Here is a 12,975-nt window from a genome sequence, read left to right on the forward strand (position 1 = left end):
CTCAGCGGATCGCCAGCCACTTGTGGTTCTGCAGGCTCAGGCGCCAGGCGGGATGGCCGCGCACGAAGTCGAGGGCCAGCCGCTGCCCCTCGGCGCTGTCCCAGCCCGGCTGCAGCAGCAGCGCCGGGTGGTTCCCCGCGGCACGGGCCTGCTGGGCCATGGCCACCGCGAAGTGCAGGTCGGCCTCCCCGTGCACCACCACCTTGAGCTCCTGGCAGGCGGCCAGCAGGGAGGGGAGGGGAGGGCGATGGGGCTTGGGCGAGAGGGTGATCCAGTCGAAGCGGCCGCTGAGCCGATCCACGCCGCTGGTTTCCAGGTGCAGGGGGAGCCCCACCGGCGCGATCCCCTCGCACAGGTCGGTGAGGTCGTGGTGGAGCGGTTCGCCGCCCGTCACCACCACGAAGGCCGCCCCCGCCGCCGCCGCGCGCCGCACCGTGTCGGCCAGGGCCGCCACAGGGCGCCTGGAATGGCCGGCCTCGGGCCAGGAGTGCTTGGTGTCACACCAGGGGCAGCCCACGCCGCAGCCGGCCAGCCGGATGAAGCAGGCGCTCCGCCCTGCATGCAGCCCTTCGCCCTGGAGGGAGTGGAAGGTTTCCACCACGGGCAGGGCGGCCGGGGGTGAGGACACCACCAAACCTTTGACCGAAATCCACCCCTCAACCCTAGGCAGGCCTCCGCCGGGCCTGGCCCGCACGCAGAGCCAAGCCAGCCGGCCCTTGGCAGGATGGCTGCAGGTGAGGCCGATCCACGCCCCACCGGCGTTCCCCCCGGGGTGGAGTCACAGGTTTGATCACGTCTCCGGATCTGCAGAAGCTTGCCCGTTACGGCCTGCTGCGTCCCTTCATCCGCCAGGTGAGGCTGGAGGAGGCCCTCGAGGGGATCGCGCTCGATGGCGAGGAGCGGGAGGCGGCCTGGGCGCAGTTCCGCGAGGACAACGGCATCGAGAGCGAGGAGGATCTGCAGCGGCTCCGGCAGGGGCTGATGATGAGCCAGGCGGACGTGGACTACCAGGCCCAGTTCCCCGTGAGGGTGTGGAAGTACTGCGTGGAGCACTTCGCGGCCAAGGCCGAATCCCGCTTCCTGGCCAAGAAGGCCGACCTCGACCAGGTGGTCTACAGCCTGCTGCGCACCACCCAGCCCCACCTGGCCCGGGAGCTGTACCTGCAGATCAGCGAAGGGGAGGCGAGTTTCGATGCTCTCGCCGTGGCCCATGCGGAGGGACCCGAGCAGGCCACCCGCGGCATCGTGGGGCCGGTGCCGCTCACCCAGGCCCATCCGGAACTGGTGCAACGGCTGCGCACAGCCCATCCGGGCGTGGTGCTCGAGCCCTTTCCCATCGGCGAGTGGTGGCTGCTGGTGCGGCTGGAGACCCTGATCCCTGCCAGCTTCAACGACGAGGTGGCCGACGCCATGATCCAGGAGTTGCTGGACGAGTGGCTCGAGGAGGAGGTGGATGCCTGCCTCGCCCGCATGCGCCCCGGGACGGCGGAAGGGAGCCGATGACCACCAGCTTCGACCTTGCCCAGCTGCGCGACCACCCCGCCTTCGCCGCCCTCTCGCCGCGGGGCCTGCAGCAGCTCGAGCGGCGCGTTGCGCGCCGGCCGTTCGCCCTGGCGGAACCCCTCTGCCATGGCGAGCTGATCCCCTCGCGGATCCTGCTGCTGCTCTCCGGCTCGGCCCGGCTGCTGGTGCGGGATCAGGGCACGCTGCGCACCGGCGCCCGGCTGGGGGCCGGCAGCTTCGTGGGGCTGGCTTCCCTGCTGCGGGCCGCGGCCTGTGAGGAGGTGAGCGCGGCCTCGGCGGGGGAGGCGCTGGAGCTGCCCGATGAGCTGGTGCTCGCGCTGCTGGAGCAGGAGCCGGGCTTCGCGGCCTGGTGCGGCGCGGAGCTGTTCGAGGCTGAGCTGCTGGACCTGCTGGCGGGGCTGTTGGAGCGCTATCCCCGCGGCGGCCCGTCGTTGCTGGCCCTGCGGGCCGATGTCGCCGGCCGGGCCACCCTCGTGCCGCCCGAGCCCGGAGCTCTCCAGAGCCTGCCCAGGGACCAGATCCTCTTCGCCGCCAGCCAGAACCTGCTGGAGCACCCCATCGGGGCCCGCCTGGATCCAGCCCAGGGTCTGCCACGGGTCCGCCCGCCGCTGCCTCCCCGCCTGCTGGCCCTGCCGGAGGCCGTGCTGGCCCAGCTGGATGAGGCAGGCCCTTCCCGCGCGGGCCCGGAGGCCATCGAGCTCGAGCCGGTGGAGGCGGTGGAGGCGTCGGCCCTGGCGCCGCGGGCGGCCGGGCCGGGCCCCCTGGCGAGCCGGCTGGATTTCGGCCAGGAGCCACGCCCCGAGCTGCGGCTGCTGCGGGGAAGCGGGCCGCTGGAGGAAACGCTGGCCTGCTTCCAGATGCTGGCCATGGAGCTCAAGCTCCCCTTCCGGCGCGACTCGATCGAGAAGATCCTGCGGGATGTGCTGCGGCGCGGCCAGACCCCCGACCTGCAGCTCTGCGGCAACATCGCCGCGATGATGGGGCTGCACGTGAGCGGCTACCGGATCCCGGCCGCCCAGGGCACCCGGCTGCAGGTTCCGTCGCTCGTGCCCTGGAGAGGCGGCTTCGCCCTGGTGCGCGCCGCCGATGCCAAGGGCCTGGTGCTGGCCTCACCGCGGGACGGCTGGGTGGAGCTCTCGCCGCGGCAGATCGAGCAGGAGTTCCCCAACGGCATCGAGCTGCTGCTGATGGAGCGCAGCAGCGCCACGCCGGATCAGCGCTTCAGTTTCAGCTGGTTCTGGCCTTCGCTCAAGCGCTACCGCGGCCTGCTGCTGCAGGTGCTGGTGGCCTCGTTCGTGGTGCAGCTGTTCAGCCTGGCCAATCCCCTGCTCATCCAGGTGATCATCGACAAGGTGATCGCCCAGCGCAGCCTCGACACCCTGCAGGTGCTGGGCATCGCCCTGGTGGTGGTGACCCTGCTGGAGGGATTGATCGGAGCCCTGCGCACCTTCCTGTTCACCGAAACCACCAACCGCATCGATCTGCGCCTCGGTGCCGAGGTGATCGATCACCTGCTGCGCCTGCCGCTGAGTTATTTCGACCGCCGTCCGGTGGGGGAACTGGGAACGCGGGTGGCGGAACTGGAGAACATCCGGGAATTCCTCACCGGCCAGGCCCTCACCACCCTGCTCGACACCCTCTTTTCGGTGATCTACATCGTGGTGATGGTGTTCTACAGCTGGCTGCTGTCCCTGATCGCCCTGTGCGTGCTCCCGATCCAGATCGGCCTCACCGTGCTGGGAGCCCCGCTGTTCCGGCGCCAGTACCGGGAGGCCGCCCACGAGAACGCCCGCACCCAGAGCCACCTGGTGGAGGTGCTCACGGGCATCCAGACCGTGAAGGCCCAGAACGTGGAGATGATCAGCCGCTGGAAGTGGCAGGACCTCTACTCCCGTTACATCGCCCGCAGCTTCGAGAAGACCATCACCGGCACGGCGCTGGTGGAGACCTCCCAGGTGCTGCAGAAGCTGTCGCAGCTGCTGGTGCTGTGGGTGGGCGCGAGCCTGGTGCTCAAGGGGGAGATGAGCCTGGGCCAGCTGATCGCCTTCCGCATCATCTCCGGCTATGTCACCCAGCCCCTGCTGCGCCTGTCTTCGATCTGGCAGAACATCCAGGAGCTGAAGGTGTCGTTTGAGCGGCTGGCTGATGTGGTGGACACGCCTGAGGAGTCGGATGAGAAGGACAAGCAGAAGATTCCCCTGCCTCCGATCAGCGGTGATGTGGAGTTCCGTGATGTCAGCTTCAGCTTCGAGCCCGACACGCCTCCGGTGCTGCGCCACGTGGATCTCGCGATTCCCGCCGGCACCTTCGTGGGGGTGGTGGGTCAGAGCGGCAGCGGCAAGAGCACACTGATGAAGCTGCTCACCCGGCTGTACAAACCGAACGCAGGAAAAATCCTGATCGATCAGTTCGACATCGACAAGGTGGAGCTGTATTCCCTGCGCCGTCAGATCGGCATCGTGCCCCAGGAGCCCCTGCTGTTCAGCGGCACGGTGGCGGAAAACATCGCCCTCACCGACCCCGACGCCACCAGCGACGCGATCGTGGAGGCGGCCCGCCTGGCCTGCGCCCACGACTTCATCATGGAGCTGCCGGGCGGCTACAGCGCCAACGTGGGCGAGCGGGGCTCCGGCCTCTCCGGCGGCCAGCGCCAGCGGCTGGCCCTGGCCCGCACCCTGCTCTCCCGGCCCAAGCTGCTGGTGCTCGATGAGGCCACCAGCGCCCTGGACTACGACACGGAGCGGCGGGTCTGCGACAACCTGCTGGAGAATCTGCGCCACTGCACGGTGTTCTTCATCACCCACCGGCTCTCCACGATCCGGCGTGCCGACCTGATCGTGATGCTCCAGGACGGGGTGGTGGTGGAGAAGGGAACCCACGACCAGCTGGTGCAGCAGCGGGAGCGTTACTACGCTCTCTACAGGCAGCAGGAGGCGGCCTGATGGCTGACCAACCCCCGTCCTCCCCGCCCGTCAAGCGTTCCCGGGGAGCGCTGGCCCCCCGGCCTTCCTCCCTGGTGCGCGCCACCCAGACGGCGATCGAGCAGCGGGTGAAGAGCGGCCATGAAGGCATGGTGCTGCAGCAGTCGCGCTTCCTGGCGCGGGCCATCACCTGGACCCTGATCGGCACCACGGGCTTCGCCCTGGCCTGGCTGGCCCTGGCCAAGACCGACGAGGTGGTGATCGCCCCCGGCAAGCTGCAGCCGATCGGCGACGTCAAGACCGTCCAGATGCCGGTGGGTGGGGTGCTCGACACCATGCTGGTGAAGGAGGGCGAGCGGGTGAGCAAGGGGCAGGTGCTGCTGCGGCTCGACAACGAGACCACCGTGGATCGCCGGGACAGCCTGCGGGAGACGATCCAGGCGAAGGAGCGCCAGCTTTCCCTCAAGCAGCTGGAGCTGGACCGCTATCTCAACCTCAACGACACCGAGCAGCAGGTGCTGACCCGCAACCTCGAGCTGCAGCAGCAGGTGCTGGCCCGGCTGGAGTCGCTGCAGGGGGTGGGTGCCGTGCCGGAACTCGACTACCTGCAGCAGCGCAACCAGGTGCGGGAGGTGGAGGGAGAGCTGCAGAAGACCCAGGTGGACCGGCTGCGGCAGCAGGCTCTGCTGCAGCAGGCCGTGGCGGAGCTGCGCGGTGAGCTGGCGGACCTGCGCAGCCGGCTCACCGAGTCGAAGGTGAACATCCGCTACCAGGACGTGCGCTCCCCGGTGGATGGGGTGGTGTTCGACCTCAAGCCCACCGGACCGGGCTTCGTGGCCCAGGGCAGCGAGCCGGTGATGAAGATCGTGCCCCTCAACGATCTGGAGGCCAAGGTGGAGATCGACAGCGCCGACATCGGTTTCGTGCGGGTGGGCAAGCCCGTGGACATCAGCATCGATTCCTTCCCCTCCTCCGACTTCGGCGTGATCGAAGGCACGCTGGCGTCGATCGGCTCCGACGCCCTGCCACCGGAGGATCAGAAGCCGGCCTACCGCTTCCCGGCGGTGGTGAAGCTCAGCACCCAGGAGCTCCGGCTCAAATCCGGCCAGGCTCTGCCCCTGCAGGTGGGGATGTCGCTCACGGCCAACATCAAGCTGCGGCAGGTCACCTACCTGCAGCTGCTGCTGGGCGAGTTCAAGGACAAGGCCGATTCCCTGAAGCGTCTCTGAACTCGCTTGCGCTGAACTCGCTCATTAGCGCTGAGTAGCGCCCCAGTAGCGCCCCAGTAGCGCTCAGTGGGCCAGGGGGGCAGGGGCTTCCTGCGGCACCGGCGCTTCGGCCTGCAGCCCCCGCCGCTGCTGGGCCGCCTCCACCAGGCCGCGGAACAGGGGGTGGGGTTTGCCGGGCCGGGAGAGAAATTCGGGGTGGTACTGGCAGGCGGTGAAGAACGGGTGGTTCTCGAGTTCGATCAGCTCCACCAGCCGGCCATCGGGGGAGGAGCCGCTGATCCGGTAGCCCGACTCGAGGAAGAGGTGGCGGTAGGCGTTGTTGAACTCGTAGCGGTGGCGGTGGCGCTCGTACACCACCTGCTCGCCGTAGAGGCGCTGGCCGAGGGTGCCCGGCGTGAGGCGGCAGGGATAGACCCCCAGGCGCATGGTGCCGCCCAGGTCCACCACGTCCTGCTGCTCCGGCAGCAGGTGGATCACCGGGTGCGGGGTGGCGGCGTCGAGTTCGGCGCTGGTGGCGCCGGCGAGGCCGGCGAGGTTGCGGGCCCACTCGATCACGGCGCACTGCATGCCCAGGCAGAGGCCCAGGAACGGCACCCGCTGCTCCCGCGCCCAGCGGATCGCTTCCACCTTGCCGTCCACCCCCCGGTTGCCGAAGCCGCCCGGCACCACCACGGCATCCATGCCGTGCAGCAGCACATCGGCGCCGAGGGTCTCGATCTGTTCGGCGCAGATCCAGTGCAGGTCGAGGGAGGCGTCGCGATCCAGGCAGGCATGGCGCAGGGCCTCCACCACCGAGAGGTAGGCATCGTTGAGCTGCACGTACTTGCCCACCAGGGCCACCTTCACCGCCGGGCCGGGATGGCGCAGCTTGGTCACCAGCTCCTGCCAGCGGGCCATGTCGCTGTCGTGATCCGGGAGGTTGAGCACGCTGAGCACCTCGCGGCAGAGGCCCTCCTGCTCCATGGCCAGGGGCACGGCGTAGATGCTGTCGGCATCGAGGGCCTGGATCACGGCCCGCTGCGGCACGCCGCAGAAGCCGCCGATCTTGCCCTTGAGGTCCTCGGTGATCTCCCGGTCGCTGCGGCACACGAGCACGTCGGGCTGGATGCCGATCGAGCGCAGCTCCTTCACCGAGTGCTGGGTGGGCTTGGTCTTCAGTTCGCCGGAGGTGCCGATGTAGGGCAGCAGCGTCACATGCACGTAGGCCAGGTCCTGGCGGCCCACATCGCCCCGGAATTCGCGGATCGCCTCCAGGAAGGGCAGCGACTCGATGTCGCCCACGGTGCCGCCGATCTCGCCGATCACCACATCGGCGCCGGAGTTGGCGGCCACCCGGTGGATGCGCTCACGGATCTCGCCGGTGATGTGGGGGATCACCTGCACGGTGCCGCCGTTGTAGTCGCCGCGGCGCTCCTTGTTGATCACCGCCTGGTAGATCGATCCGGTGGTCACGCTGTTGAGGCGTGACATGGCGGTGTCGGTGAAGCGCTCGTAGTGGCCGAGGTCGAGGTCGGTCTCGGCGCCGTCCTCGGTGACGAACACCTCCCCGTGCTGGAACGGGCTCATCGTGCCCGGATCCACATTGAGGTAGGGGTCGAGCTTGAGGATCGACACGCTGTAGCCGCGGCTCTTGAGCAGCCGCCCCAGGCTGGCCGCCACGATGCCCTTGCCGATGCTCGACACCACCCCGCCGGTCACGAACACGAACTTCGTGCCGTGTCCGGCGGGGGCGGCGGTCGAGGGCATGGGGTACCTGGCTGACCCTTCAATCTACCGAGGGCGATCCGTTCGCCCTGTACCGGGGATGCTCAGCCCTCCAGCAGGCTGCGCAGCATCCAGGCGGTTTTCTCGTGGATCTGCAGCCGCTGGGTGAGCAGGTCGGCGGTGGGCTGGTCGTTGGCGTCCTCGGCCACGGCGATCACACCGCGGATGGTGCGGGCCACGGCCTCATGGCCCTGCACCAGCTCGCGCACCATCGCCAGGGCGGCGGGGATGCCTTGGGTTTCGGGGATGGAGGAGAGGCCGCTGTAGGTGCTGCCGCCGAAGGGGGCGGGGCAGCCGAGGGCGCGGATGCGCTCGGCGATCTCATCGAGGGCGGTCCAGAGCTCGGTGTACTGCTCCATGAACATCAGATGGAGCGTGTTGAACATCGGGCCGGTGACGTTCCAGTGGAAGCCATGGGTCTTGGCGTAGAGCACGGTGCTGTCGGCCAGCACCCGGCCCAGCCCCTCGGCGATCTGCTGGCGCTGGGCCTCGGGAATGCCGATGTCGATCGGGGGGGCGGAGATGGTCATGGTTGCTAAGGCGTACTGAGTCCGTTTTAGCTCACCAGGGGACGCCGCCGCTCAGGGGCGGTCCAGGCTGTCGAGGTAGTCGCGCACGCGGCAACGGTTCTGGGGCTGACGCAGCTTCAGCAGGGCCCGCGACTCGATCTGCCGCACCCGCTCCCGCGACAGCTGCAGCTGTTCGCCGATCTCGGCCAGGGTGCGGGGGGTGTCGTCATCCAGCCCGAAGCGCTGCCGGATCACGGTGGCCTCGCGCTGGGTCAGCTCCCCCAGCAGCGCCTCCAGGTCGGCATGCAGCTGCTGGCGCGTGAGGGTCTGCTCCGGGGTGGCGTGGTCGTCCTCCAGCAGCTCCACCAGCGGGGTGTCGGCATGGGCGCCCACCTTTCCCTCCAGCGACACGGGCCGCGGGAGGTGGGTGAGGGTGCTGCGCAGCCGGGTTTCGTCCAGCCCCACGGCCCTGGCCAGTTCCGCCAGGGTGGGTTGGTGGCCGAGCTGGCGCGTCAGCTCGCCCTGGCAGGTGCGGATGCGGTTGAGGGTTTCGGTCACGTGCACCGGCAGGCGGATGGTGCGGCTCTGGCTGGCCAGGGCCCGGGTGATGCCCTGCCGGATCCACCAGTAGGCGTAGGTGCTGAAGCGGAAGCCCCGGCGCGGGTCGTAGCGCTCCACCGCCCGCTCCAGGCCCAGGGTGCCTTCCTGAATCAGATCGAGCAGGTCGAGCCCCCGGCGCTGGTATTTCTTGGCCACGGCCACCACCAGCCGCAGGTTGGCCTGCAGCATCCGTTCCTTGGCACGGCGGCCCCGGTGCAGGGCCTGGCGCAGGTCGGGAGGCTGGAGGCCGCAGCGCTCGGCCCAGGCCAGCAGCTCGCCATCGCCGCGCTGCCGCAGCAGGTTCTCCCGCTCCTGCACCAGGCGGGCCAGCAGGATCTCCTCCTCCTGCCGCAGCAGGTCCACCCGGCCGATCTCCTGCAGATACAGCCGAACCGGATCGCTGGTGGAGCTGGCCTGGCCGGTGGTGGCGGCCCTGGTGGGCGGAGCGTGGGTCAAGACCTGGAACCGGACTGTCCCCACCGTTGTCACCAGGGTGGGGAAGGCCCCTGATTCGGCCGCTTTGCTTCGGTTTTCGGCGCAACCGGGCCGCCGAACCGCCAGCGGCCCTTGGGAAGGGCCCTGCGGATCAGACCTCCTCCACCCAGGTGCTGGCCACATGCAGCTCCTCCAGCTGCTGCGGGGCCACTCCGGCGGGGGCCTGGGTCATCAGGCAGCGGGCCTGCTGGGTTTTCGGGAAGGCGATCGTGTCGCGGATCGACTCCTCGCCCGCCAGCAGCATCACGATCCGGTCCACGCCGAAGGCCAGGCCGCCATGGGGCGGCGCGCCCATGTCAAGGGCTTCCATCAGGAAGCCGAACTGGGCCTCGGCCTCCTCCAGGGGCAGGCCGATGGTCTGCAGCACCTGGCGCTGCAGGGCCGAATCGTGGATGCGCAGCGAACCGCCGCCCAGCTCCAGGCCATTGAGCACCAGGTCGTAGGCCTGGGCGCGGGCGGTGGGCAGGGTTTCGGCCCAGGCGGCCGGATCGCTGCCCAGATCCTCGGCGTTGGGGGCGCAGAAGGGATGGTGCAGGGCCTCGAGGCGGTTCTCGCCGGCGTTGAACTCGAACATCGGGAAATCCACCACCCAGAGGAAGTTCCAGCGGTCGTTCGCGCTGTCGGGCTGCACCAGGCCCAGCTCACGGGCCAGGTACTGGCGCACCCGGTCGAGGGCCTTGTTCACCGTGGCGGTGTCGCCGGCGCCGAACAGGATCAGGGTGCCGGGCCCGGCGCCGGTGCGCTGCAGCAGTTCGGCCCTCTTCTCGCCTGTGAGGTTGTCCTTGATGGCGCCGATGGTGTCGATCTCGCCGTTCTCGCGCACGCGGATGAAGGCCAGGCCGCCGGCGCCGGCCTTCTGGGCTTCGCTGAACACGTCACCGCCCGGCTTGATGCGCACGTTCGAAACGGCGTCATTGCCGCCGGGCACGGCGATGCACTTCACCGCACCGCCGGCGGCCACGGCGCCTGAAAAAACCTTGAAGCCCATGTCCGCCACCAGGTCGCTCACGTTCACCAGCTCCATGCCGTAGCGGGTGTCGGGCCGGTCGGTGCCGTAGCGCTCCATGGCCTCATGCCAGGTGAGGCGGGGGAAGGGGCGGGGCAGCTCCACGCCCTTCACGGTGTGCCAGATGTGGGCGATCAGGGCCTCGTTGAGCTCGAGGATCTGCTCCTGATCCATGAAGCTCATCTCCATGTCCAGCTGGGTGAACTCCGGCTGGCGGTCGGCCCGGAGGTCCTCGTCGCGGAAGCAGCGGGCCACCTGGTAGTAGCGCTCGATGCCGCCCACCATCAGCAGCTGCTTGAACAGCTGGGGCGACTGGGGCAGGGCGAACCACTCACCGCCGCACACCCGGCTCGGCACCAGGTAGTCGCGGGCCCCCTCGGGGGTGGAGCGGGTGAGCACGGGTGTTTCCACCTCGATGAAGCCCTGCTCTTCGAGGAAGCGGCGGGCGGCCTGGATCGTGCGGGCCCGCAGCCGCAGGTTGCCGTTCATGCGCTCACGGCGCAGGTCGAGGTAGCGGTGGCGCAGCCGCAGCTCCTCGCGGGTGTTCTCCTCGTCGTGCACCGACACGGGGAAGGGCAGGTTGGCCTTGACGCTGTTCAGCACGGTGATGGCGCTGGCCAGCACTTCCACGGTGCCGGTGGCGAGTTTCTCGTTGATGGATTCGGGGGGGCGCTGCCGCACCTTGCCCTCCACCTGGATCACCGTTTCGTTGCGCAGGTGTTCGGCCACGGCGAAGGCCTCAGCGCCGAGGTCGGGGTCCACGGTGATCTGCACCGTGCCGCTGCGATCGCGCAGGTCGATGAAGATCACGCCGCCGTGGTCGCGGCGCCGGTCCACCCAGCCGCAGAGCCGCACCTTCTGGCCGGTGGCGTTCTGGAGCAGGTCGCCGCACCCGTGGCTGCGCATGCCGAGATCCCTGAGCAATCGGCGATTTTCCCACTCGGAGGGGCTGGCCGCGGCCGGGCGCAGCCGGCGCCGCCCGGATGGGCCAGCATGCAGGGGGCCTGCTGCGTTGCTGCGTCATGCACTTTCCCGGTTCGCTGGATGCGCTCAAGGCCCACGTGGCCGCCCTCGAGCTCCAGGGCCACTGGAGCCACGAAGGCGTGTTTGACGTGTTCCGGCTGGAGGACGGTGAAATGATCAACTTCTGGCCGGCCTCGGGCGAACTCCAGGTGAAGGGCCACCCCGAGCGCTCCGCCGCCCTGCTGGCCCGGTTGAGCGCCCGCATCGGCAGCGGCGCCTAACGCCGGTAGAAGGGCCGCTTCACCACCAGCGCCGGCTCGGCCCTGCCGCGGATCTCCACGGCCAGTTCGGTGCCGAGGCGGGCGGCCTCGACGGGCACATAGGCCAGGGCGATCGCTTCGCCGAGGGTGGGCGACCAGGTGCCGCTGGTCACCTCCCCCACGGTCTCCCCGTTCCGCAGCACGGGATAGCCGTGGCGGGCGATGGCGCGGCCCTGAAGCTTCAGGCCCACCAGCCGGCGACGTACCCCCTCGGCGCTCTGCCGTTCCAGCACCTCCCGCCCCACGAAGGGCTTGGGCATCTCCAGGTGCACCAGCCAGCCCAGGCCCGCCTCCAGGGGGGTGGTGCGGGCATCCATCTCCTGGCCGTAGAGGTGCATGGCGGCCTCCAGGCGCAGGGTGTCGCGGGCGCCGAGGCCGCAGGGGGTGACGCCCTCCTCCACCAGCTGCTGCCAGAGGGCGATGCCGGCGGCGCGGGGCAGCAGCAGCTCGAAGCCGTCCTCGCCGGTGTAGCCCGTGCGCCCCACGAAGGCGGTGCAGCCGGCCAGCTCCAGCTCCCGGTGGCCGAAGCGGGGCAGGCCCTCCAAGCTGGTGCCGCTGAGGGTCTCCAGCCGGCTCTGGGCTTGCGGGCCCTGCAGGGCCAGCAGCACGCCGTCGCCCTTGCGGTCGGCGATGCTGATGCCCAGGGGTTCGAGCTGGCTGCGGATCCAGGCCGTGTCGCTGTCGGCGCAGGCGGCGTTGATCACCAGCACCAGCTCCTCGCTGATCTCTCCGCCGGCATCGGCCCGGCGGCCCCGGTCGTAGACGATCAGATCGTCGCGGATGCCGCCCTCCTCGTTGAGCAGCACGGTGTAGCAGGCCTCGCCGGGGCCGATCCGGAACAGGTCAGTGGGCACCAGCCCCTGCAGGGCATCCTTGGCGCCATCGCCGCGCAGGCTGAGCACCCCCATGTGGGAGATGTCGAACACGCCGCAGCGCTGGCGCACCGCCTGGTGTTCGGCCACCAGGCCCGCGAACTGCACGGGCATCTCCCAGCCGGCGAACGGCACGAGGCGGGCACCCGCCGCCTGGATGGCCGCATGGAGGGGTGTGCGCTGCAGATCCACAGGCGTCGGAGCGGGTGCCTGAGGTTATGGCGGCCGTCGCGGGGTCTGCACAGATCCTCTGCAGACCTCCGAAGACAATCGGGAGATTCGGTTTCTTCGCCAGACGCGGCGGCGCAGGCTCACTAGTTTGGGCGCCCCGGAAGTTGCCTGGATGGGATACCGACCCAGCTGCCGCAGTTGCCGCCACTGTGCGATGCCCCAGGGCGGCGAGTCGGGCTGGTGCCATCTGCGCCGGCTGGCGATCCATCCGGAACTCTCCGCCGAGCTGTGGTGCCACCACTGGACGGCCCGCTCCCCCCGCCTGCCCTGCTCCGGTTCTGAGCAGGGCGGCCACCCCGAGAGCCGTAGTGGTGGTGGAGCCCCGCGCCTGCCCTTGCATCCGCGCCAGGGGGTTGAGGATGGCCACGCCGGCGCCAGCCGCCAGCTCACACTGGAAGCCCTGCTGCCCCAGTTCTGAACCGGGGCGTGGCGGCTGAACACTGCTGCCCTGGCCCTGCTGCTCCAGACACGGCGTCTGACATTGCTGTGTCTGACACTGTCGCCACGACAGTCAGGGTGGTATCAGGGGAAGACAATGGGT

Annotated in this window: 11 protein-coding genes; 5 read left to right on the top strand and 6 right to left on the bottom strand. The window is 69.7% G+C overall.

Going from position 1 to position 12,975, the window contains the following annotated elements:
- Position 1: 1 nt before the first annotated feature.
- On the bottom strand, positions 2 to 631 hold the full coding sequence (locus CBM981_RS11575; RefSeq protein ID WP_087069386.1) for a 7-carboxy-7-deazaguanine synthase QueE: 630 nt from the start codon (positions 629 to 631) through the stop codon (positions 2 to 4).
- Between the two features lie 155 nt (positions 632 to 786).
- On the opposite strand from CBM981_RS11575, the gene CBM981_RS11580 reads away from it, so the two are divergent.
- The 3 genes from CBM981_RS11580 to CBM981_RS11590 are packed head-to-tail and all read left to right on the top strand — an operon-like array spanning position 787 to position 5,674.
- Entirely contained in the window at positions 787 to 1,503 is a 717-nt protein-coding gene (locus tag CBM981_RS11580; protein WP_087068532.1) for a peptidylprolyl isomerase, read from the top strand.
- Complete coding sequence (locus CBM981_RS11585) at positions 1,500 to 4,466, top strand: peptidase domain-containing ABC transporter (RefSeq protein ID WP_087068533.1); 2,967 nt, start codon at positions 1,500 to 1,502, stop codon at positions 4,464 to 4,466. Before CBM981_RS11580 ends, CBM981_RS11585 begins: the two co-directional genes overlap by 4 nt.
- Positions 4,466 to 5,674: an HlyD family secretion protein gene (locus CBM981_RS11590; RefSeq protein WP_087068534.1), complete on the top strand. Its 1,209-nt coding sequence runs from the start codon at positions 4,466 to 4,468 to the stop codon at positions 5,672 to 5,674. The genes CBM981_RS11585 and CBM981_RS11590 overlap by 1 nt, the downstream gene beginning before the upstream one ends.
- A 63-nt stretch (positions 5,675 to 5,737) precedes the next feature.
- On the opposite strand, the gene CBM981_RS11595 is transcribed toward CBM981_RS11590, so the two are convergent.
- From CBM981_RS11595 to aspS, 4 genes are all read right to left on the bottom strand, one after another.
- A complete protein-coding gene (locus CBM981_RS11595) occupies positions 5,738 to 7,420 on the bottom strand; it encodes a CTP synthase (RefSeq protein WP_087068535.1) in 1,683 nt (560 codons plus the stop codon).
- Positions 7,421 to 7,482: 62 nt separating this feature from the next.
- The gene (locus tag CBM981_RS11600; protein WP_087068536.1) at positions 7,483 to 7,968 is read right to left on the bottom strand and encodes a Dps family protein; all 486 of its coding nucleotides are present in this window, start codon (positions 7,966 to 7,968) and stop codon (positions 7,483 to 7,485) included.
- A gap of 51 nt (positions 7,969 to 8,019) precedes the next feature.
- Complete coding sequence (locus tag CBM981_RS11605; protein WP_087068537.1) at positions 8,020 to 9,003, bottom strand: RNA polymerase sigma factor, RpoD/SigA family; 984 nt, start codon at positions 9,001 to 9,003, stop codon at positions 8,020 to 8,022.
- A 130-nt stretch (positions 9,004 to 9,133) separates the two neighbouring features.
- Positions 9,134 to 10,954 carry an aspartate--tRNA ligase gene (gene aspS / locus CBM981_RS11610; protein WP_087069387.1) on the bottom strand — a complete coding sequence of 607 codons (1,821 nt, stop codon included), beginning with the start codon at positions 10,952 to 10,954 and terminating at the stop codon, positions 9,134 to 9,136.
- Between the two features lie 116 nt (positions 10,955 to 11,070).
- On the opposite strand from aspS, the gene CBM981_RS11615 reads away from it, so the two are divergent.
- On the top strand, positions 11,071 to 11,292 hold the full coding sequence (locus CBM981_RS11615; protein WP_087068538.1) for a hypothetical protein: 222 nt from the start codon (positions 11,071 to 11,073) through the stop codon (positions 11,290 to 11,292).
- Here the strand turns inward: CBM981_RS11615 and gcvT are convergent.
- Positions 11,289 to 12,395 (bottom strand): glycine cleavage system aminomethyltransferase GcvT, encoded by a 1,107-nt coding sequence (gcvT, locus tag CBM981_RS11620; RefSeq protein WP_087068539.1) that lies wholly within the window; start codon positions 12,393 to 12,395, stop codon positions 11,289 to 11,291. The genes CBM981_RS11615 and gcvT overlap by 4 nt on opposite strands.
- A 193-nt stretch (positions 12,396 to 12,588) precedes the next feature.
- Here gcvT and CBM981_RS11625 point away from each other — a divergent pair, with 193 nt between their 5' ends.
- Positions 12,589 to 12,852: a hypothetical protein gene (locus tag CBM981_RS11625; protein ID WP_172820772.1), complete on the top strand. Its 264-nt coding sequence runs from the start codon at positions 12,589 to 12,591 to the stop codon at positions 12,850 to 12,852.
- Positions 12,853 to 12,975 lie beyond the last annotated feature (123 nt).

Origin of the sequence: Cyanobium sp. NIES-981, from assembly GCF_900088535.1 — a bacterium.
Classification (GTDB): Bacteria; Cyanobacteriota; Cyanobacteriia; order PCC-6307; family Cyanobiaceae; genus NIES-981.